A 20,478-nucleotide genomic window follows, 5' to 3' on the forward strand; every position below is an offset into this window, starting at 1 on the left:
GACAGGGCGGGCCGAAGCAACGATGGTGGGCGCTTCGTTCGTCCGACTAGCCGCAAGGAGTACCCATGGCCGATTCCGAAACGCCCGCCACCAGCCAGGGGCCCGTCATCATTTCGACCTCGAGCTCGGAGCGGGCGCCGATCATCTATTTCGACGGCGCATCCTGCTTCGGCCACCACAACGGCGCGATTCAGATCGAACTTGCGGCGAACCTGTTGATGCCGGTCGGCGCCGCCGTCAGGGTCGACGTGGTCCAGACCGCGCATCTGCGCTGCAGCGTGGCCGCGGCGCTGGCGCTGCGCGAAGCGCTCGAAAAGGCGCTGGCGATGTACCAGCAGGGCCAGCAGCAGCCCCGGCCGGAGGAAATTCCGACCGTGAAGAACTGAGATCCGCTTTGGAGGTTGGCTCGCGCGCTTGGCCTTATGGTTCGAGACGACCGCTTCGCGGTCTCCTCACCATGAGGGTCTGACATTTCGCCTCGCCGCTAAACCAGACCTCATCCTGAGGAGCCCGCAACGCGGGCGTCTCGAAGGATGGCCGCGGGGACGTGAACTCTCGTCAAGGCGAATAGCTCCGCTTCAGCTCACATGCACCTTCGGCTTCCTGCCGTCGTTCCACTTGCCGTCGAGCGCGCGCTCGATCTGGGCGGCGAGTTGCAGCAGGAGGCCGTCATTGGCCTGTTTCGCAATCGCCTGGATGCCGAGCGGCAGGCCGTGGTTCTGCGTGGCCATCGGCATCGAGATCGCGGGCATGCCGCAGAGATTGGCGAGCGGCGTGAAGGCGAAGAAGCGCCAGAGATTGCCGAACCAGTCGAGCACGTCGGGGTTGTCGGAGATGGTGAGATATTCCCTGGTGCCGACCTTCGGCGTCGGCAGCGCGGTGATCGGGGTCAGGATCACGTCCCACTGCTCGAAGAAGGCGCCGAAGGCGCGCGAGGTCGTGTTGAACGCGCCTTGCATCTTCGCCCGCTCGGCGAAGCTCGTGTGCCGGCCGGCTTCCCAGATCCGGATATTCATCGGCTCGATGAGATCTTCCGGCGGCCGTTCCAGCCCGCGCGCGGCGAGCATGTTGGAGATCACCACGGCAAAATTCGAAATGTAGCAGGTCGTCTGCGCCTCGAACGCGGCGCGGAAGTCGACTTCGGGCAAGGCGTAGTCGACGTGATGGCCGAGGCCTTCGAGGAAGCGGCCGGCCTTCGCCAGTTCGGCTGCGATCTCGGGCGTCGCGGTGTAGTCGCCCCAGCTGTGCGACAGCGCGATGCGAAGTTTTGACGGATCGCGCTTGATCATCTCGGAATATGGCTGCGCCGTGGTCCAGAACGGCATGAATTCGCCGGGCGCCGCTCCCCTTGCGTGATCGACGAAGGCGGCGGTGTCGCGCACCGAGCGCGACTGGCAGCCCTGGATTGAGACGAGGCCGGTGAGATCGGACATGTGCGGTGCCAGCGAGAACACGCCGCGCGAGACCTTCAGGCCGATATTGCCGTTGACGCCGGCGGGAATGCGGATCGAGCCGCCGCCGTCGGTCGCGTGCGCGATCGGCACCACGCCGGCGGCCACCATTGCGGCGCTGCCGGCCGACGAGCCGCAGGTGGTGTAGTCGGTATCCCAGGGATTGCGCGTGACATAGACGGCGGGATTGTCGGCCGAGCTGCACACGCCGAATTCCGGCGTCGTGGTGCGTCCGATCAGGTTCAGTCCGGCCTGGCGGAATTTGCCGGTCAGGAACGTGTCGGCGCTGGCGCGATTGCCGCGCATCAGCAGCGAGCCCATCTCCTGGAGCCGGCCCTTCATGGTCGGGCCGAGGTCCTTCATCAGGAAGGGCAGGCCTGCGAACGGGCCGGCGAGATTGGCGCCGTCCTTGGCCGGATCGGCGATCACGTCATCGAACAACTCGACCACGCCCGCCAGTGCCGGATTGACCTTGGCGACGCCCGCGGCGGCCTGGCGCGCCAACTCCTTTGCCGTGAGCTCGCCCTTGCGGACGCGCGCGGCCAGCCCCACGCCATCGTGCTGCGCCCATTCGTTCCAGCTCATCGGAAAAGTCATGCGATCCAAACCTCTTCGTGCGGCGCCATCTTAGTTTCGCACAGGAACACTTTAATCAACTGAGCGGCGCGAAGGGCAGGGTTGCGCCGGATGGAGAGGTAATCCCGCATTGCATGCGCGCGCATCAATTCGAGAGCTTTGCGATCACCGCGACCGGCCCGCCGCCGGCGGGGCCCTGATGCTCGGCGCCGCCGGAGACGTAGACCGCCCCGGTGCCGGCGAGGCCGGCAATCAGGCCGCCGACGGCAGCCCGTGCGTGGCGTGTCGAGCTGATATCGGTATCTTCCAGCATGGTGTGGCGGAAGCCGCGCACGCTGCCATCAGGCGGGGCCTCGGCCTTGGCGAAGATGTTGACGAGCTCGCGGCCGGTCGTCGTCTGCGGCGCGGCACCGAGCCCGACGCTCTCCAGCGCCGCAAGCACCGCGGCAGCGTCGATCGCATCGCTCATCACGGCATGCCCGATCTCGAATTCGCTCGTTGAGGACATCGAATTGCCGAGCACGATGACGACGTTGTGCATCAGCTCGATTCCGGACGAGGTCGAGGCCACGTTCGAGAACAGATCGTAGCGTCGCAGCACGTCGTCGTCGCGAATGTCGGTTGCGATCTCCCCGAGCGCGACCGCGACCCCGAGCGCGGAAGCGCCGCGCGAATAGGCCATCGAGCTGTAGGCGCTGGTCGTCACCGTCTTGTGGCCGCGCGCATTCGCCGCCGCGACGCGCTCACTGGTGAGCAGCGGGCACTTGATCTGCACGAAGTGGACGTCGGCGGGATCGGCGATGCCGGCATCCGACATCGCGGCCTTCACGGCGTCGGCTGTCGCCGTGATCTGAGCGGAGCGGCCGAGCTCTTCAGGGAGAAAATCCCGCGTGTGCGCCATGCCGATGCTCAGGCGCTTGCCGGAGATGCCTGGCGGGCGCTGCTGGACGTCCCGGCGCGTGAACACGATGATGTGCGGGCTCAGCACACCCTCGGTGCCACCGGACATCACGAAAGCGATGCGTTGCTCGACCTCCTGCGGCGACAGGCCGAGCTGCGGCGCCAGCGCCGTGCACAGCGCGGCAACGGCATATTCACGGGTAAAGTCGTTGACGCCGCCATTGCCTTCGGTCTTGCCGAGGATCGCCAGGATGGATGCCGGATCGATCGCGCCGGAGGCGATCATGCTGATCAATCCGGAGATGTCGCCGGGGCCCTTGGTGGCGATCCTGAAGACGCCGACCGATGTCGTTCGCATGATAGTCCTCACATGGGTTCAGGAGCCCGGCCGACAAAACAGCCGCTGAACCGCGGCGCCTGTCAAGATGTCCTCCTCGTCGTCCTGGCGAAAGCCAGGACCCATTACCCCACGGGGGAGTTTGGCGAAGGCTCGTCGTTCGGTATTGATACCGCCCACAATCGATGAATTCCGCGGTATGGGTCCTGGCTTTCGCCAGGACGACGACGAAGTATGTGCGTCGTCTTCGTCGCTCCCACGATTGTGGCGAGATCGCATCGGCTCAACAAAAAATCCCTTGTCGACGGCCGTGCGTCGCACCTTGATGAATCAACCCTGATTGGTCCATAAGCGGCGTCCCGCAGCCGGTGGTTCGCCTCCGCGATGGGTGCTTGGATAGAGGGGTTCTCGCGTGGCAAATATCAACCAGAAAATTGCGCAGGAGCTTGGGGTTCGGGCGGAGCAGGTCGAGGCGACAGTGGCGCTGCTCGACGGCGGCGCCACGGTTCCCTTCATCGCCCGCTACCGCAAGGAAGCGACCGGTGCGCTCGACGACGCGCAATTGCGCACGCTGGAGGAGCGCCTGGGTTACCTGCGCGAGCTCGAGGACCGCCGCAAGGCCATCCTCGAATCGGTCCGCGAGCAGGGCAAGCTCGATGCCGCGCTGGAAGCCTCCATTCTCGCCGCCGACAGCAAGGCGCGCCTCGAAGACATCTATCTGCCGTTCAAGCCGAAGCGCCGCACCAAGGCGGAGATCGCCAAGGAAGCCGGCCTGGAGCCGCTCGCCAATCAGCTCATGGCCGAGCCCACCAACGATCCGAAGGTCGTCGCCGAAGCCTTCGTCAATGCCGAGAAGGGCGTTGCCGATGCCGCTGCGGCACTCGATGGCGCCCGCGCCATCCTGGTCGAGCGTTTCGACGAAGACGCCGACCTGATCGGTGCGCTTCGCGAGGAGGTGTGGACCAATGCGCGCATGGCCTCCAAGGTGCGCGACGGCAAGAAAACCGAGGGCGAAAAGTTCGCCGACTATTTCGAGTTCTCCGAGCCGCTGACGAAGCTGCCCTCGCACCGCATCCTCGCGATGTTCCGCGGCGAGAAGGAAGAAATCCTCGATCTCCAGATCCAGGCCGAGGCCGAAGCATCGCCCCCGGGCGTGCCGAGTGTGTATGAATTGAAGATCATGAAGCGGTTCGGCATCGCCGACCTCAAGCGCGCCGGCGACCGCTGGATGATCGACACCGTGCGCTGGGCCTGGCGCACAAAGATCCAGGTGCATCTCAACATCGACCTGCGCATGCGGTTGTGGAATGCCGCCGAGACCGAGGCCGTGCGCGTGTTCGCCTCGAACCTGCGCGACCTCTTGCTGGCCGCGCCCGCCGGCACCCGCGTCACCATGGGACTCGATCCCGGCTTCCGTACCGGCGTCAAGGTCGCCGTCACCGACGCAACCGGCAAGGTAGTGGATACCGCCGTGATCTACCCGCACGAGCCGCAGCGGCAGTGGAACGAGGCGCTTGCGATCCTCGGCAAGCTCGCGCTGAAACATCGCGTCGAGCTGATCGCGATCGGCAACGGCACCGCCTCCCGCGAGACCGACAAGCTCGCGGCCGACCTCGTCAAGGGCCTGCCTGACTTGAAGATGACCAAGATCGTGGTCTCGGAAGCTGGCGCGTCGGTCTATTCGGCCTCGGCTTTCGCCTCGGAGGAGTTGCCTGATCTCGACGTCACCCTGCGCGGGGCGGTGTCCATCGCGCGGCGGCTTCAGGATCCGCTCGCCGAGCTCGTCAAGATCGAGCCCAAGGCGATCGGCGTCGGCCAGTACCAGCACGACCTCGGCCAGGCCAAGCTCGCCAAATCGCTCGACGCGGTGGTCGAAGACTGCGTGAACGCCGTCGGCGTCGACGTCAACACCGCGTCCGCTCCGCTGCTCGCGCGCGTGTCGGGCGTCGGCTCCGGCCTTGCCTCCAGCATCGTGGCACACCGCGACGCCAACGGTCCGTTCAAGTCGCGCAAGGCGCTGAAAGACGTGCCGCGGCTCGGTCCCAAGGCGTTCGAGCAGTGCGCGGGCTTCCTGCGCATCCTCGGCGGCGAGGACCCGCTCGACGCCTCCGGCGTGCATCCGGAAGCCTATCCGGTGGTGCGCCGGATTCTCAGCGCCACCAAGAGCGACATCAAGGCGCTGATCGGCAGCAGCGACATCGTTCGCACGCTGAAGCCGAAAGACTTCGTGGACGAGACGTTCGGTCTGCCGACCGTCACCGACATCCTGCGCGAGCTCGAGAAGCCCGGCCGCGACCCGCGTCCGGCGTTCAAGGCAGCAGTGTTCATGGACGGCGTCGAGGAGATCAAGCACCTCAAGAAGGGCATGATCCTCGAGGGCACCGTGACCAACGTCGCCGCGTTCGGCGCCTTCGTCGATATCGGCGTGCACCAGGACGGGCTCGTGCACATCTCGGCGATGTCCAGGACCTACATCAAGGATCCGCGCGAGGTGGTGAAGCCCGGTGACATCGTCAAGGTCAAGGTGCTGGACTTCGAGGTCGCGCGCAAGCGCATCTCGCTGACGCTGCGGCTCGACGACGAGGTCGGCGCCAAGAAGGACGCCCCCGGCATGCAGCGGGACAACAGCTCACGCAACCCCTCCCGCATGACGTCGTCGACCCCGCGCCAGCAGGAATCTTCCGGCGGCGGCGGTGCGCTCGCCGAAGCGCTGCGCCGCGCGGCCGAGAAGAACGGCGGCAAGCGGGCGTAGCTTCTAACCTGTCCCCGCTCTTCTGCGGGGAGAGGTCGGAATTCGCGCGAAGCGCGGATTCCGGGTGAGGGCCGAGCCTCCGCTGATCGCACTGGTCGATGTATGGAGAGCTCTATCCAATCGTCATTGCGAGCGCAGCGAAGCAATCCAGAATCGTTTCGCGGCGGGACTCTGGATTGCTTCGTCGCTTCGCTCCTCGCAATGACGAGGAGAGATTCGGGACGCCTCCTAACTTCCGCGTCAGAATCTGGCGCCTTTGTAAGTTGAAGGTGCCGGTCCCTTGCTTTCATCTGAGCCCCCTCGCGCGGCAGGTATCGCTGCGCAGCACGGAGGACGCTTCGATGGACAACAGGATTCTCAAAGGCCTTACGGCGGTGTCGGTCGCCGCGGTGATGGCGCTCGCTTCGCCTGTGCTCGCCCGTGGCGGCGGTGGCGGAGGCGGAGGTCACGGCGGAGGCGGCTTTGGCGGCGGAGGTCATGGCGGCTTTGGTGGCGGCGGGCATTTCGGTGGTGGTGGCATGCACGCGGGAGGCTTCGGCGGTGGCATGCACGCCGGTGGCTTCGGCGGCATGCACGTTGGTGGCATGGGTGGCGCCCGTTTCGCCCATGTTGGCGGACCCGGCTTCGGCGGCGCCGGCTTCGCACATGCGGCGATCGGGCCGCGCTTCGCTGGCTCCGGCTGGCACGGCAGGCCCTTCATTGGTCGCCATGCCTTCTTCCGGCACCACCATCGCTTCTTCTTCGGAGCACCTTTCATCTATGCCGGCTACAATGACGGCTGCTGGCGCAGGAGCTTGACGCCCTATGGGTGGCAATGGGTCAATGTGTGCGGAGACTCTTGGTACTAGCATCGCCGTACCGCACCATTGTCGCGATCGTCATCGGACGGTTCCGCTCAGCCCCGGAACGGGATAGTCTGGTGGCGATCGTCGCGCGGAGTTTGTCATGACCGGAGCTCACCGCCGCATTCTGGTCGTCGAGGACGATGCGGAAACCGCAGGCCAGCTCGTCGAGGAGCTGACGACCTCCGGCTACGATGTCGATCTCGCCGCCACGGGGCGCGAAGCCCTCAGCCGCGGCGCCGCGCGCGACTATGCCGTCATCACCATCGACCGCATGCTGCCCGACATCGACGGCATCAGCGTGATGCGCCAGTTGCGTGACGACGGCATCGCCGCACCGTTCCTGATCATCTCCGCACTTGGCGAAGTCGACGACCGCGTGCGCGGCTTGCGCGCCGGCGGCGACGATTACCTCGTCAAGCCGTTCTCTTTCACCGAGTTGCTGGCGCGGCTGGAGGCACTCGGCCGGCGCAGTGACACCGTCGCCAAGGAGACGATCCTGCGGATCGGAGATCTCGCCATCGACCTGATCGCACGCAGCGCGAGCCGCCGCGGCCGGAAGATTCCGCTGTTGCCGCGGGAATTCCAGCTGCTCGAATATCTGGTCCGCAACGAGGGCCGCGTCGTCTCGCGTGCGATGCTGCTCCAGCATGTCTGGGATTTGCACTTCGATCCCTCCACCAACATCATCGACGTCTATGTCGGGCGCGTCCGTCGCAAGGTCGATGGTGCCCAGGCCTATCCGCTGATCCACACCATCCGCGGCATCGGATATTGTCTCCGTGCTCCTGGCTAAAACGCTCCGCTCCTCGACCTTCCGCCTTGCGCTGATCGCGATCGCAGCGTTTGGGCTGATCGTCGCGGCAATCATGGCGTATGTCTATTTCGGTACGATCGCCTATGTGCGGAGCCGGGTCGGCGATGCCGGCGATCACGGCGGCTTCACCGCGATGATCGAGCTCGCAATGGCTGCGGTAGCCGTGCTGATGCTGGTGCTCGCCGGGCTCGCCGCGGTGCTGGTGACGCGCCGCACGGTCGGACGAATCGAGGAGATCAACGCCACCAGCCGCGCCATCATGATGTCGGGCCTCGACCAGCGCATTCCCTTGCGCGGCAGCCACGACGAGTGGGATCGCGTCGCCGAAAACCTCAACCAGATGCTCGACCGCATCGAGACGCTGATGGGCGAGGTCAAGCAGGTCAGCGACAACGTCGCCCATGATCTGCGCACGCCGCTGACGCGCATGCGGGGCCGGCTGGAAAAGGCCTATCACGCCCATCGCAACGGGGAGGCCGATGCGGCGCTGATCGGCGACACCATCGCCGATCTCGACGCCGTGCTCGGCATGTTTGCCTCCATTACCCGCATCTCGGAGATCGAGACCCGCGCCCGCCGCAGCGCGTTTCGCAAGCTCAATCTCGCCGAAATCGCCGGCGAGGTCGTCGAGCTCTACGATGCCGCCGCCGAACAGGTCGCGACGCGGCTCAGCCTGGGCGGCGACCGCGAGGTGGCGATCACGGGCGATCGCGACCTGCTGTTCGACGCCATCGCCAATCTCGTCGACAACGCGATCAAGCACGGCTGCAAAGGCGGGCAGGTGACCGTCACCTGCCGCAGCACCGACCGTGGCGCGACGATCGCGGTCGCCGACGATGGACCGGGCATTCCGGCGGATCAGCGCGATCACGTGTTCAAGCGTTTCTACCGGCTCGAACAGAGCCGCTACACGCCGGGTAACGGCCTTGGCTTAAGCCTGGTCGCCGCGGTCGCCGGCCTCCATGGCGCCGAGATTGCCCTGCACGACAACGCGCCGGGCCTGACGGTTCAGCTCAGCTTCCCGCTGCTCCCGCTCTAGAGTTCGATCACGCCGCGGCGGGCCGCATGTGCCACCGCGTCGGTGCGGCCGGTGGCGTCGAGCTTGTCGAGCAGCGAGCCGACATGGAATTTCACGGTGTGGACGGAAATGCCGAGCTGACGCGCGATCATCTTGTTGGAGCCACCCTCCGCCATCAACGCCAGTACATCGAGCTCGCGCTGTGTCAGCGCGATGTCCTCAGGCATGATGCGCGGATCGCGAGTGACGATCGTCGCGGCGGCCTTCTCGCCGGGTTCGGCGAGGCGAAGCCCGGCGATATTGCCGAGCAGAGCCGCCAGGCGATCGGCGAGGGCGGGATCGTCGATCTCCAGGGCCAGAACGATCTCGGGCGCGATATCCTCGCTCACGCCGCCGGCCTCTCGCCGATCGTGACCTTGAAGCTGACGGGCTCTCCGCCGCGGCGCGCCGCGACATCGACCACCGTGCCGACACTCGCCGGACCCAGCGTCCGCGACAGCGCGCGCACGCCGGACAGTTTCTGGTCGTTGACCGCGACGATGACGTCGCCCTGGCGGATGCCGGCCGCGGCCGAAGGGCCGGCCTTGTCGACATTCATCACCATCGCGCCGACGCCGTCGTCGAGCCGGACCGGCTGCAGCCCGAGGCCAAGATATCCGCGTGCGATGTGGCCGCGGGCCTCTAACTGGGCCGCGACCCGCTCGATCGTCGCCGTCGGGATCACCAGCACACGCCTCGGGCCGAGCACGGCCATGCCGAAGGCTTCGCCCGATGCATCGAGCGCGAGGCCGCCCTGCTGGCTGGAGCGCAAGCGGACGTCGAGCTCGATTCGCGCGTCGATGTCGCCGCCGCGCAAGGAGCGCCAGCTCTTGCCGGACAGCGACACCATGCCGAGCGCGGCGCTCGACGCATCGCGGTTGGTGGCGACGACGACCGACAACGCGCCGAGGGGCGGCACCGTTGTGGCCAGCTTGACCGGAGCAATCGCCGTATCGGCGCGCAGCAGCGCGATATCGGTGGTGTGGTCACGGCCCGCGATCGTGGCAGCCACCTGGCTGCCGTCGGGGAGGCCGATCGCGACGTCCCCCTCGTCAGCCAGCGCCTCGTCGGCGGTGACGATCAGGCCGGGTTTCCAGACGAAGCCGGTGGCGCGGGAGCGATGCGAATGCACGGCGAGGACGGACGGCGCAGTGCGCGCCACGACGTCTGCGAGCGCGGACGACAGTGAGGACAGGGGAGTGGGTTCGGTCATGGGAGGCTCCTGTAAGCTGTCCTCAATCTGGGATGTCGCGGGCGATCGCGTAACTGGCCGCATGGCCAGGAAATAGGCAGGGAAGCTGGTCCGTAAGACCACGGCCGACGAACATGTGATTGGAGCCGCTCACGGGAACGTGTAGCAATCGGCTCGACTTTGTGCCGTACGGCCTCGAGCCTTTTTGCGAGCCCTGATTGATGACCATCGACCTTACCCGCCGCACCCTGCTTCAACTCGCCGGCGCCAGCTCGCTCGCAATGGCGGCTGCGGGCGCTGCGCGCGCCGAGGGCGCACCACAGGGCGGTGGGCCGACCTATGCCAGCCGTACGCCGATGCGGGTCGGCATGGTGACGTTGCGCGTGAAAAATCTCGACAAGGTTGCGAACTACTACCGCGACGTCATCGGGCTCACCGTGATGGAGCGCTCGGCGAGCGCCGCCAAGCTTGGCACGGCCGGCATCGCGCTGCTGGTGCTGGAGGCCCGTCCTGATGCCGAGATCGAACCACGCAACGCCGCGGGCCTTTACCACACCGCCTTCCTGATGCCGACCCGTAAGGACTTGGCGCGCTGGCTGGTAGCAGCGGCCTCGCATCGTGTGCCGCTGTCGGGCTTTGCCGATCATCTCGTCAGCGAGTCCGTCTATCTCGACGACCCCGAGGGCAACGGCATCGAGGTCTATGCCGATCGCGATCCCTCGCAATGGCAGTGGAGCGAGGGCAGTGTGAAGATGGCGGCCGACGAGCTCAACATTCCCGACCTGCTGTCGCTGACCAATGCGCGCGTGGCCGACTATGCGAGGGCGCCGGACGGAATGCGCATCGGCCACATGCATCTGCGCGTCGGCGACCTCGCGCAGGCTGAGCGCTTCTATCACGGTGCCATCGGCCTGGACCCGACCCGCAGCCGCAACGGTGCCGCGTTCCTGTCGTCGGGCCGCTACCACCATCACCTCGGCATGAACGTCTGGCAGAGCCAGGGCGCCGGCCAGCGCGACGATCAGGCAACAGGGCTCGCCTGGTTCTCGCTGGTGACGGAGAAGCCGGACCTGCTTGCCGCGCAGGACGAGCGCCTGCGCAAGGGCGGCGCGAAAGTCACGGCGCTGGCCAATGGCGTCGAGGCGATCGATCCCTGGGGCACGCGGGTGCGGCTGATCAGGGTTTGATCGCCGGCGCCAGCGTTGGTATGACCGGTCAGGCGCTGGCCAGTTTCCGGGATTCACACCTGACATGTCCGATTTTCGCGGCGTCTTCCCTTATCTCGTCTCGCCCGTCGCTGCCGATGGCGCGGTGCGCACGAACGTGCTCGCAAAGCTCTGCGACGATCTGGTCGGTGCCGGCGTCCACGGTCTGACCCCGCTCGGCTCGACCGGCGAGTTCGCCTATCTCAATGCCGCCCAACGCACCGCGGTCGTGCAGACCACGATCGAGGCGGCAAGGGGACGTGTGCCTGTTGTCGCGGGTGTCGCCTCCACCTCGACGGCTGACGCGGTGGCGCAGGCGAAAGCGTATCAGAAGCTCGGCGCCAACGGCATTCTGGCGATCCTGGAAGCGTATTTCCCGCTCGCCGATGCCCAAATCGAATCCTATTTCCACGCCATCGCGGATGCCGTGGACATCCCCGTCGTCGTCTACACCAATCCGCAATTCCAGCGCTCGGATCTCACCCTCGACGTCATCGCGCGCCTCGCCGAACATCCGCGCATCGGCTACATCAAGGACGCCTCGACCAACACCGGCCGGCTGCTCTCGATCATGAACCGCTGCGGCGATGCCTTGCGGGTGTTCTCGGCCTCCGCCCACATCCCGGCCGCCGTGATGCTGATCGGCGGGCTCGGCTGGATGGCGGGTCCGGCCTGCATCATTCCGCGCCAGAGCGTCGCGCTCTACGACCTCTGCAAGGCCGGCCGCTGGGATGAGGCGATGGCGCTCCAGCGCAGGCTGTGGCGCATCAACGAGGCTTTTGCCCGCTTCAACCTGGCGGCCTGCATCAAGGCCGGGCTGGCTATCCAGGGCTACGACGTCGGCGATCCCGTCCTGCCGCAGGCCGCTCTCACGGCCGATGCGCGCAAGATCGTGGAAGCGGCCCTGCGGGAGCTTGGCTAGGCGTCCATAGGACGGCTTCGCTTCCGCTCGCCTATGCCCGGCATGACGAAATCGTGGATAGACCGCCCAAAACCGCGGCTGGCCTCGCATGCCTCGATCCGCTAAAAGGCAGCCGCTTTTGAGACATTAAGGGACCCCACGGAATGAACATTCTTCCCGGCAATTTGCGTTTCGGAGCGGGGCAGCCCGTCAAGCGTTTGGAAGACCAGCGACTGCTCACCGGGAAGGGGCAGTTCATTGACGACAAGCCGGAAGATGGCGCGCTGTGGTTGTACCTGCTGCGCTCGCCCCATGCCCACGCGAAGATCGTCTCGATCGACACTGGCGCCGCCACTGCAATGCCCGGCGTGACCGCGGTCTACACCGGCGCCGACCTCGTCAAGGACGACATCGGAATCATCCCGACCTTGAGCATCTTCAAGCGCCCCGACGGCAAGCCGATGACGGTGCCGCCACGTCGCCTGCTGGCGCACGAGATCGTGCGCTATGCCGGCGAGGCTGTGGCCGCAGTGGTGGCCTCCTCGCGTGCCGACGCGCAGAGCGCGGCCGAAGCGATCGTGGTCGAATATGACGTGCAGCCGGCGGTGGTCGATCCGGTCGAGGCGGTCAAGCCCGGCGCGCCATTGGTGTGGCCGGAGGCGCCCGACAACATCGTCGGCGCGATGGCTTACGGCGATGCCGCCAAGGTGGACGAGGCTTTTGCCAAGGCGGCGCATACCGTCGAGCTCGATCTCGTCAGCCAACGCCTGGTGCCCTCGGCCATGGAGCCGCGCTCGACCATTGCCGAGATCGACAAGACCGGCCGTCTTCTCCTCCATGTGCAGTCGCAGACGCCCGCCTCGACCCGCGACGTGCTGGCCGAGGCCGTGCTGAAGCGTCCGAAGGACAGCATTCGCGTGCTGGTCGGCGATATCGGCGGCGGCTTTGGCCAGAAGACCAACCTCTATCCCGAGGACGGCATCGTCGCCTATGCCGCAACCAAGCTGAACAGGAAAATCCGCTGGCGCGGGGACCGCACCGACGAATTCGTCGGCGGCACGCACGGCCGCGATCTCACCTCGACCGCCTCTTTCGCGCTCGACGACAAGGGCAAGGTGCTGGCCTATCGCGTCAGCTCGATCGGCTGTACCGGCGCGTATTCCTCGGGCGCGGCCAACATCATTCCGCTGGTGCTGGGGCCGTTCGTGCAGACCGGCGTCTACGATTTGCCGCTGGTGCATTTCGAGGTGAAGTCGGTGATGACCCACACCGCACCCGTCGGTGCCTATCGCGGCGCGGGCCGCCCGGAGGCGGTGTTCATCGTCGAGCGTCTGTTCGACGCGGCCGCGCGAAAAATCGGCATGGACCCCCGCGCGATCCGAAAAGCCAACTACATCAAGCCGGCGCAACTGCCCTACACCAATGCTGCGGGGCAGGTTTACGATTCCGGCGCCTTCGCGCACATGCTCGATCGCGCCGTGAAGCTTGCGGATTGGGACGGCTTTGCCGCGCGCAAGAAGGCGGCGAAGAAGAAGGGCCTGCTCTACGGCCGCGGTCTTACCTCCTATATCGAATGGACGGGTGGCCGCGCCCACACCGAAAAGGTCAGCCTGCACGCGACGTCGGAAGGCCGCGTCATCCTGCATTCCGGCACCATGGCGATGGGGCAGGGGTTGCAGACCACCTACACCCAGATGATCTCCGACACGCTCGGCATTGCCATGGACAAGATCGACGTGGTCCAGGGCGACACCGATCTGGCGACGGGCTTTGGCAGCGTCGGCTCGCGTTCGCTGTTCGTCGGCGGCACGGCGGTCGCGGTCTCCTCCAACGATCTGATCCAGAAGGCGCGCGAGAAGGCGGCGAACGTGCTGGAGACCTCGATCGAGGACATCGAATATCAGGGCGGCATGCTCACCGTGGTCGGCACCGACCGCCGCATCAGCCTGTTCGATATTGCAGAGAAGGAGAGCGGCGCAAAACTCAGCGTCGATTCCGAGGGCGAGGTCGATGGTCCGAGCTGGCCCAACGGCACGCATATCTGCGAGGTCGAGATCGACCCCGAGACCGGCGTCTCCAAGGTCGTGCGCTACACCACCGTCGACGACGTCGGTGTCGCCGTGAATCCGATGCTGGTGACGGGGCAGATCCATGGCGGCGTGGCGCAGGGTATCGGCCAGGCGCTGTATGAAGCCGTGTCCTATGATGCCGACGGTCAGTTGCTCACCGCGAGCTACCAGGACTATTGCATCCCGCGCGCCGACGACGTTCCGCCCATTGTGGTGACGCTGGATGATTCCGCGCCCTGCCGCACCAATCCGCTCGGCGCCAAGGGCTGCGGCGAATCCGGCGCCATCGGCGGCCCGCCTTGCGTCACCAACGGCGTGATGGATGCGCTCGCCGAACTCGGCATCACCCAGCTCAACACGCCCCTGACGCCGCAGAAGATCTGGCAGGCGATCCGGGACGCGAAGGTGGGGTAGTTGCTCGGCGTGGGGGGCCCGGGTGGGGGGGCGCAAAAAAGGGCGCCGGGGGGGAGGTTTTTGAGGGGGGGGGGGGGGGGGCGCCCCGCGCGCTCCCCACCCACACCCCCCGGGGGCCGCTCGCGATTGTTGTCCCGGATTGCGCTGCGCTCCATCCGGGCTACAAGTGCTAAATCCCCAGCATCATCTTCGCAATAATGTCGCGCTGGATCTCCGAGGTGCCGCCGAAGATCGTATAGGCGCGGCCGTTGAGATATTCCGGCACCACGGTTAGCATCTCCTCCGGCATCGCCGGCTCGTGGTTGAGCCTGTAGAGCGGGCGCATCGGCTCGATCGTGAGGGCGTCATGGCCGATCACGTCGGCGCCGAGCCGGGTCACGGCCTGGCGGATCTCGCTGTTGCGCAGCTTCAGGATCGACGACACCGCGCCGGGATTCTGTCCGGTCTGCAGCGCCGACAGCACGCGCAGCTCCGTCATCTCCAGTGCGTCGATGTCGATTTCGACCTCGGAGATGCGCGTCGCGATCTCAGGACTGTCGATTGCGCGGCCCGTCAGGTCGGACTCGGCGAGATCCGCGATCGCCTTCAGCCCTTCGCGCAATTTTGCCGAGGCGATGCCGGAGCCGCGCTCGAACTCGAGCAGGTACTTGCCGTAGGTCCAGCCCTTGCCTTCCTCGCCGACGCGGTTCGCCACGGGAACGCGCACGTCGTCGAAGAACACCTGGTTGACCTCGTGGTCGCCGCCGATGGTGAGGATCGGGCGCGTCGTGATGCCCGGCGTCTTCATGTCGATCAGGATGAAGCTGATGCCGTCCTGCTGCCGCGGGCCGTCGCTGGTGCGCACCAGCGCGAACATGCGGTTGGCGTGGTGGGCATGCGTGGTCCAGATCTTGGTGCCGTTGATGACGTAGTCGTCGCCGTCGCGCACCGCGCGCGTCTTCAGCGAGGAGAGATCGGAGCCGGAGCCCGGCTCGGAATAGCCCTGGCACCAATAGTCCTCGCCGGACAGAATGCGCGGCAGGTAGAAGTTCTTCTGCTCTGCCGAGCCGAAGCCGATGATGACGGGGCCGACCATCTTCACGCCCATCACATTGACATTGGGCACCCCGGCACGCGCGCTCTCGGTCTCGAAAATCCAGCGCTGCGCCGGCGTCCAATCCGGTCCGCCATGCTCGACCGGCCAGCCCGGCGCGCCCCAGCCTTGCTTGTGCAGCGTGCGCTGCCAGGCCATGCCGATATCGGGGTCGGAGAACACCGACGGCGTCAGCGCGGTCGCGCGCTTCATCTCCTCGGTGAGATTTTTGGCAATGAAGCCGCGCACCTCGTCTTGGAAGGCGCGCTCCTCGGCATTGAACGACAGGTCCATGAGGCTCTCCCAGTATCAGGCCGGCACGATGGTGCGGCCAAGCAGGGCGTGGCGGCCATAATGGTGCGCGCTGCCGCCGAACAGCGTGTCGAAGGCGACCAGCCGCTTGAAATAAGCGCCGACCTCGAGCTCCTCGGTGACGCCCATGCCGCCGTGAAGCTGGATCGACTGCTCGCCGACGAAACGTGCGGACCTGCCGATCTTCGCCTTCGCGCCCGACGCCGCCCGCGCGCGCTCGACCGGATCGGCGTCGACCTTCAGCGCGGCGCGCAGCGCCATCGAGCGCGCTTCGTCGACCTGCACCGCCATGTCGGCGAGGCGGTGGCGGATCACCTGGTTGGCCGAGAGCGGCCGGCCGAATTGCTTTCGAATTTTTGTGTACTCCAGCGTGGTGTCCAGCAGCACCTGCATGATGCCGACGGCCTCGGCGCCAAGCGCAGCCATGGCGCGGTCAACAGCCCATTCGATGGCCGGCAGCGCGTCATGCCCGTTGCCGAGCAAGGCATCCTCCGGCAGTTGCACGTCCGACAGCACGACGTTGCAGGCCCGCCCGCCGCCGAGGCGCTCGTAGTCGGAGATCGCAACATTCGGCGTCGTCGCCGCGACCAGAAACAGGCCGATCCGCGCCGAGGGCCCCTGATGATCATGGATATGCGCGGAGACGATGATCTCGTCGGCGGCATGACCGTCGAGCACGGCAATCTTGCTGCCGGCGAGGCGCCAGCCTTGCGCCGTCTTGTGGGCGATGGTTGCAACCTTGGCAAGATCGAACCGCGCCGCGCGCTCGGAATGCGCGAGCGCGAGCTTCATCGATCCGTCCGCGATCTTCGGCAGGATTGCCTGCTTCTGCGCCGTGCTGCCGCATCGCTCGATCAACGCAGCGCCAAGCACGATTGTTGCGATATACGGCTCCGACACCAGCCCGCGGCCGAAGGCTTCCATCAAAATGCCGATCTCGACCGCGCTGCCGCCGAGCCCGCCAAACTCCTCCGCGATCGGCAATGCCAGCCAGCCGAGCTCGGCGAATTGCGTCCACACCGCGGGGCTGAAGCCGAGGGGATCGTTTGCCATCTTGCGGCGGTGATCGGCATCGTAGCTTTCGGCCACGAAGCGCTCCGCGCTTTCGCGCAGCAGGCGTTGCTCGTCGGTGAGATTGAGATCCATCCTGTCTACTCCGCGGCCGCCGGCGGCTTGCGCACGGAGGGATGCAGGCCGGATGGATCGACGACCATGCCGAATTCCTGAAGATTATGGGCGTGACAGAGCTGATGCAGCGCAAAGGCCTGATCGATTGCGGCCGGCTGGCCCATCACGTCAATCGAGCGGTTCACCGCTTCCTTGGTCAGCTTCAGCGCAAAGGACGGCTTTGACGCGATCCGGCGCGCCAGCGCCAGCACGGCGGCTGACAGCTCTGCGCGCGGCACGACCCGGTTGACCATGCCGAGCTGGTGCGCCTCTTGCGCGCTCCATGCGTCGGCGGTGAACAGAAACTCCTTGGCCTTGCGAGGGCCAAGCTCCCATGGGTGCACGAACCATTCGACGCCGCAGACGCCCATGGTGACCACGGGATCGCAGAACTGCGCATCGTCGCTGGCGACGATGAGATCGCAGGCCCAGGCCAGCATCAGGCCGCCGGCGATGCACTTGCCGTGCACCTCGGCGATGGTCGGCTTGGCGAGGTTGCGCCAGCGCCGTGTGATCTGGAGATAGATCTCCTGCTCGCGCGCGAAGCGGCCATGAGCATTTGATTCAGCGAAGCCGCCCCAATTTCCGATCGGCGGAAAATCCACGCCCGCTTCATTCTTGCTGCCGGGCCGCAGGTCATGGCCCGAAGAGAAGTGCGGGCCGTTGCCGGCGAGAATGATCACCTTGACCGCATCGTCCTGCACCGCCTCATCGAAGGCGGCGTTGAGATCGTAGGTCATTTGCAGGTTCTGCGCGTTGCGCGCGTCGGGCCGGTTCATCACGATCCGGGCAATCGCCGGCTCCGGCCTCTCCACGAGGATGGTCTCGAACGAACTCATCGCGTTCCCCTGGCGTTCCCGACCCGGTATTATTGTTCGCTCAAGTTGACTATTACAGCCGGGATTAAGCAAGAGGCTTGCGTACATTGGCTGCTTTTCGCGGCCTCGGCCGGGACGCAAGATGTCTGGCATCTCGTGCATGCAATCTGGTAGCTTGCGCCCGATTCCACCGGGAGAAATTTGATGCGCAAGATCCTGACCGTGCTGGCGGCGCTGGCCTCGTTGAGCCTCACCAATTGCGGCTATAACGCGATCCAGAGCGAGGACGAGCAGATCAAGGCCAACTGGTCCGAGGTCGTCAACCAGTATCAGCGCCGCGCCGATCTCGTGCCCAATCTCGTCAACTCGGTGAAGGGTTTTGCGCAGCAGGAGAAGGACGTGCTGCTCGGCGTCACCAATGCCCGCGCCAGGGTCGGCAGGATCAAGGCGACGCCCGAGGTGCTGAACGATCCCGCCGCATTCCAGAAATTCCAGGCTGCCCAGGGCGAGCTCTCCGGCGCGCTGTCGCGGCTGCTGGTGGTCACCGAAAACTACCCGCAGCTCAAATCGGATGCGCTGTTCAAGGATCTGATGTCGCAGCTCGAGGGCACCGAGAACCGCATCACGGTGGCGCGCAACCGCTACATCAAGGCGGTGCAGGACTATAACGTTACCATCCGCTCGTTCCCGAGCAACGTCACCGCGATGATGTTCGGCTACAAGGAGAAGCCAAACTTCACGGTCGGGAACGAGAAGGAAATCTCGACCGCACCGAAGGTCGATTTCAATCCGGCACCTGCGCCGTCGAAGTAAGTGCGCGCTATTTTGCGCATGCGCCCAGCCCCACCCACCACTGTCATTCTCCGCGAAAGCGGGGAATCCAGTACGCCGCGGCTTCACCGTATCCCGCTGGCGTCTCTGGAATACTGGATCGCCCGGTCCCGGCTTCGCCAAGGGCTTCGCCGGACTCCTCGATATTGGGCCGGCGAAGCGTCAGCGAAGACGGCGAGCCGGGCGATGACAGCGCATGTGTGGCGAGCGATAGTCGCCGTCGCATTCTCATTCTTTCTCACCTTTGCGCTTCCCGCCTCAGCTGATGTCGCCATACCCCAGCTCACCGGCCGCGTCGTCGATCAGACCGGCACGCTTTCCAGCGGCGACATCGCCGCGCTGTCGCAAAAGCTGCAGGACTTCGAGACCCGCAAGGGCAGCCAGATCGCCGTCCTGATCGTGCCGACGACGGATCCGGAGACGATCGAGCAATTCGCGATCCGCGTTGCGGAGGCCTGGAAGATCGGGCGCAAGAAGGTTGACGACGGCGCCATCCTGGTGGTCGCCAAGAACGACCGGCATTTGCGCATCGAGGTCGGTTACGGCCTCGAGGGCGCGCTCACCGACGTCACCTCGCGGCGCATCATTGACGAAGACATCACGCCGAAATTCCGGAGCGGCGATTTCGCCGGCGGCATCACGGCGGGCGTCGATCGCATGATCCGCGTCATCGATGGCGAGCCGCTGCCGACGCCCTCGCGCAGCGTGAATTTCGGCGATTGGAACGACATCGAGCCGCTTTTTTTCTTCCTGCTGTTCGGGCCGCTGGTGATCGGCGGCATCCTGCGTTCCATGTTCGGGCGGCTGTTCGGTTCGGGCATAACCGGGGCGATCGTTGGTGTCCTCGCCTGGTTCGTGATCGGCTCTGCGGTCATCGGACTGGGTGTCGGTGTGCTCGGCGCTGTCCTGACGTTTATCGCCGATCTGTTCGGGGCGGGATCGGGCACCGGGTCCTCGCGCGGCCGCTCGTGGTCGAGCGGCTCGTCATCCGGCGGCTGGAGCAGCGGGTCGTCGTCGAGCGGCGGCTTCAGTGGCGGTGGCGGCAGCTTTGGCGGCGGCGGTGCTTCGGGGAGCTGGTAGGTCATGAGCATCAAGCGCATCACCCGGCATCTGCTTCAGCATCATTGGCGTGCCAAGCAGGTGTTCCCAAAAGACATGCTCGACCGCATCGAGCAGGCGATCAGGCGCGGCGAAGCCATGCATTCCGGCCAGGTACGGTTCGTGGTCGAAGGCGCGCTCGACGGCGGCCCGCTGTTTCGCAACCAGCCGGCGCGCGAGCGCGCGCTCGACGTGTTCTCGCAACTGCGCATCTGGGACACCGCGCACAACAACGGCGTCCTGATCTATCTCCTGCTCGCCGACCGCGATGTCGAGATCATCGCCGACCGCGGTATCGATGCGAAGGTCGGTGGCGAGCGTTGGGAACGCATCTGCCGCGCCATGGAAGTCGAGTTCAGGTCGGGGCAGTTCGAGCGCGGCGTGATCGGCGGGATCGAGGCGGTGTCCCGGCAGCTGGCAAAGCACTTTCCGCCAAGCGGCCCGCATCCCAACGAGCTGCCGGATGCACCGGTGGTGATGTGATAGCTCGCGATAATCTATCACCGTCACCCTGAGGTGCTCGCCTCTTCGGCGAGCCTCGAAGGGCGACGGCCCGGCTGCATCTCGGCCGTTCATCCTTCGAGGCTCCCGGCGCGATGCAAAGCATCTGTCTCTTATAAAAATCTCCGAGCCCACGAGACATCTCAGGAATGGGGGTTGGGGGGGG

The 20,478-nt window shown here is 65.9% G+C and carries 18 protein-coding genes; 11 read left to right on the forward strand and 7 right to left on the reverse strand.

Going from position 1 to position 20,478, the window contains the following annotated elements; translation table 11 throughout:
- The first annotated feature begins 65 nt into the window (after positions 1 to 65).
- Positions 66 to 386 (forward strand): hypothetical protein, encoded by a 321-nt coding sequence (locus AC0L2J_RS10960; protein ID WP_007614584.1) that lies wholly within the window; start codon positions 66 to 68, stop codon positions 384 to 386.
- 192 nt (positions 387 to 578) lie between these two features.
- Here the strand turns inward: AC0L2J_RS10960 and AC0L2J_RS10965 are convergent, their stop codons facing one another.
- Entirely contained in the window at positions 579 to 2,048 is a 1,470-nt protein-coding gene (locus tag AC0L2J_RS10965; RefSeq protein WP_473389350.1) for an amidase, read from the reverse strand.
- A 124-nt stretch (positions 2,049 to 2,172) separates the two neighbouring features.
- Positions 2,173 to 3,285: a cyanuric acid amidohydrolase gene (atzD, locus tag AC0L2J_RS10970; RefSeq protein ID WP_473389354.1), complete on the reverse strand. Its 1,113-nt coding sequence runs from the start codon at positions 3,283 to 3,285 to the stop codon at positions 2,173 to 2,175.
- A gap of 391 nt (positions 3,286 to 3,676) precedes the next feature.
- On the opposite strand from atzD, the gene AC0L2J_RS10975 reads away from it, so the two are divergent.
- The 4 genes from AC0L2J_RS10975 to AC0L2J_RS10990 all read left to right on the forward strand — a co-directional run bounded on the left by AC0L2J_RS10975 (position 3,677) and on the right by AC0L2J_RS10990 (position 8,714).
- Positions 3,677 to 6,016 carry a Tex family protein gene (locus AC0L2J_RS10975; RefSeq protein ID WP_473389358.1) on the forward strand — a complete coding sequence of 780 codons (2,340 nt, stop codon included), beginning with the start codon at positions 3,677 to 3,679 and terminating at the stop codon, positions 6,014 to 6,016.
- A 341-nt stretch (positions 6,017 to 6,357) separates the two neighbouring features.
- Positions 6,358 to 6,864, forward strand: coding sequence for a hypothetical protein (locus tag AC0L2J_RS10980; protein ID WP_473247104.1), 507 nt, complete (start codon positions 6,358 to 6,360; stop codon positions 6,862 to 6,864).
- A 97-nt stretch (positions 6,865 to 6,961) separates the two neighbouring features.
- Positions 6,962 to 7,654 carry a response regulator transcription factor gene (locus AC0L2J_RS10985; protein WP_007614572.1) on the forward strand — a complete coding sequence of 231 codons (693 nt, stop codon included), beginning with the start codon at positions 6,962 to 6,964 and terminating at the stop codon, positions 7,652 to 7,654.
- On the forward strand, positions 7,641 to 8,714 hold the full coding sequence (locus AC0L2J_RS10990; RefSeq protein ID WP_063993837.1) for a sensor histidine kinase: 1,074 nt from the start codon (positions 7,641 to 7,643) through the stop codon (positions 8,712 to 8,714). Before AC0L2J_RS10985 ends, AC0L2J_RS10990 begins: the two co-directional genes overlap by 14 nt.
- Here AC0L2J_RS10990 and AC0L2J_RS10995 read toward each other — a convergent pair.
- Both AC0L2J_RS10995 and AC0L2J_RS11000 read right to left on the reverse strand, forming a co-directional pair.
- Entirely contained in the window at positions 8,711 to 9,082 is a 372-nt protein-coding gene (locus AC0L2J_RS10995; protein WP_007614569.1) for a response regulator transcription factor, read from the reverse strand. The genes AC0L2J_RS10990 and AC0L2J_RS10995 overlap by 4 nt on opposite strands.
- A complete protein-coding gene (locus tag AC0L2J_RS11000) occupies positions 9,079 to 9,945 on the reverse strand; it encodes a S1C family serine protease (RefSeq protein WP_473389364.1) in 867 nt (288 codons plus the stop codon). Before AC0L2J_RS11000 ends, AC0L2J_RS10995 begins: the two co-directional genes overlap by 4 nt.
- A gap of 200 nt (positions 9,946 to 10,145) precedes the next feature.
- Here AC0L2J_RS11000 and AC0L2J_RS11005 point away from each other — a divergent pair, with 200 nt between their 5' ends.
- The 3 genes from AC0L2J_RS11005 (at position 10,146) to AC0L2J_RS11015 (ending at position 14,513) form a co-directional block, all read left to right on the forward strand.
- Positions 10,146 to 11,111 carry a VOC family protein gene (locus AC0L2J_RS11005; protein ID WP_473389367.1) on the forward strand — a complete coding sequence of 322 codons (966 nt, stop codon included), beginning with the start codon at positions 10,146 to 10,148 and terminating at the stop codon, positions 11,109 to 11,111.
- 64 nt (positions 11,112 to 11,175) lie between these two features.
- Positions 11,176 to 12,051, forward strand: coding sequence for a dihydrodipicolinate synthase family protein (locus tag AC0L2J_RS11010; protein ID WP_473389371.1), 876 nt, complete (start codon positions 11,176 to 11,178; stop codon positions 12,049 to 12,051).
- A gap of 143 nt (positions 12,052 to 12,194) precedes the next feature.
- On the forward strand, positions 12,195 to 14,513 hold the full coding sequence (locus AC0L2J_RS11015) for a xanthine dehydrogenase family protein molybdopterin-binding subunit (RefSeq protein ID WP_473389374.1): 2,319 nt from the start codon (positions 12,195 to 12,197) through the stop codon (positions 14,511 to 14,513).
- Positions 14,514 to 14,682: 169 nt separating this feature from the next.
- On the opposite strand, the gene AC0L2J_RS11020 is transcribed toward AC0L2J_RS11015, so the two are convergent.
- From AC0L2J_RS11020 to AC0L2J_RS11030, 3 genes are read right to left on the reverse strand one after another with little or no spacing between them, the layout of a single operon-like run.
- A complete protein-coding gene (locus AC0L2J_RS11020; protein WP_473389378.1) occupies positions 14,683 to 15,879 on the reverse strand; it encodes an acyl-CoA dehydrogenase family protein in 1,197 nt (398 codons plus the stop codon).
- Positions 15,880 to 15,894: 15 nt separating this feature from the next.
- Positions 15,895 to 17,043, reverse strand: a complete 1,149-nt coding sequence (locus AC0L2J_RS11025; protein WP_473389382.1) for an acyl-CoA dehydrogenase family protein — start codon at positions 17,041 to 17,043, stop codon at positions 15,895 to 15,897.
- A 5-nt stretch (positions 17,044 to 17,048) separates the two neighbouring features.
- Complete coding sequence (locus tag AC0L2J_RS11030) at positions 17,049 to 17,903, reverse strand: enoyl-CoA hydratase (protein ID WP_473389386.1); 855 nt, start codon at positions 17,901 to 17,903, stop codon at positions 17,049 to 17,051.
- A 183-nt stretch (positions 17,904 to 18,086) separates the two neighbouring features.
- On the opposite strand from AC0L2J_RS11030, the gene AC0L2J_RS11035 reads away from it, so the two are divergent.
- From AC0L2J_RS11035 to AC0L2J_RS11045, 3 genes are all read left to right on the forward strand, one after another.
- Entirely contained in the window at positions 18,087 to 18,695 is a 609-nt protein-coding gene (locus AC0L2J_RS11035; protein ID WP_473389391.1) for a LemA family protein, read from the forward strand.
- 204 nt (positions 18,696 to 18,899) lie between these two features.
- Entirely contained in the window at positions 18,900 to 19,793 is an 894-nt protein-coding gene (locus tag AC0L2J_RS11040; RefSeq protein WP_007614553.1) for a TPM domain-containing protein, read from the forward strand.
- A 3-nt stretch (positions 19,794 to 19,796) separates the two neighbouring features.
- A complete protein-coding gene (locus AC0L2J_RS11045) occupies positions 19,797 to 20,294 on the forward strand; it encodes a TPM domain-containing protein (protein ID WP_007614550.1) in 498 nt (165 codons plus the stop codon).
- Positions 20,295 to 20,478 lie beyond the last annotated feature (184 nt).

It is taken from the genome of Bradyrhizobium sp. MV1.5, assembly GCF_055807615.1.